This window comes from Falsigemmobacter faecalis (genome assembly GCF_003863335.1).
Taxonomy (GTDB): domain Bacteria; phylum Pseudomonadota; class Alphaproteobacteria; order Rhodobacterales; family Rhodobacteraceae; genus Wagnerdoeblera; species Wagnerdoeblera faecalis.
The window spans coordinates 1-833 of the sequence record NZ_RRAZ01000052.1 but is presented as its reverse complement, the minus strand read 5'-3'; the positions used below and the strand labels follow the sequence as shown (position 1 = coordinate 833).

The 833-nt window shown below is 60.4% G+C and carries 1 protein-coding gene; it reads left to right on the top strand.

Annotated elements, in window-relative coordinates:
* Window positions 1–79 precede the first annotated feature (79 nt).
* Window positions 80–833: IS5 family transposase (locus tag EG244_RS19065; protein ID WP_124966756.1), on the top strand; the 754-nt coding region annotated here is incomplete at its 3' end.

Below are 833 nucleotides of genomic sequence, written 5' to 3'. Positions count from 1 at the left end.
CAGGGTGCTGAAATAGTCGGGCCTGGACGCGGATTGCGGAACGTGGTTCACCCTTTGCAGATAACATGCCGGGGTGATCATGCGGGGAATTGACGAGACGAGCGGGTCGCTGTTCAGCTATATCGATCTTGAAGCGCGGATCCCTGCGCGCCATCCTCTGCGCAAGATCCGGCAGGTGGTGAATGCCGCACTGGCCAGCCTGGATGAGGTGTTTGCAACGCTTTATACCGACTTCGGCCGGCCTTCGATCGCACCGGAGCGACTGATCCGGGCAAGCCTTCTTCAGATCCTCTTTTCGATCCGCTCGGAGCGGCAACTCATAGAGCAGATGGAATATAATCTGCTGTTCCGCTGGTTTGTCGGGCTTGGGGTTGATGATCCGGTCTGGGTTCCGACAGTGTTCAGCAAGAACCGTGACCGGCTGCTGAGCACGGAGATGTCGCGGGAAGTGATGGCCGCCATCCTGGCGCACCGTGAAGTCGCGTCTCTGCTCTCGGACGTCCACTTCTCGGTGGACGGCACCCTGGTAAAGGCTTGGGCCTCGATGAAGAGCTTCCGGCCGAAGGCGGGCGATGGACCATCGGACGATGATCCCGGCGGACAGAATGGCCCGAAGATCCAGACCGAGCCTCCTCTCAAACCGTCCACGCCTGAGACCACCCCGATGCCCCGTCAGAACCGCAATGCTGAAGTGAACTTCCGAGGGCAGAGACGCTCGAATGCCACGCATGTGTCCACCACCGACCCCGACGCGCGCCTTTACAAAAAGTCGCCGGGAACAGGGGCAATGCTCTGCTTCGTTGGCCATGCTTTGATGGAGAACCGCTCCGGCC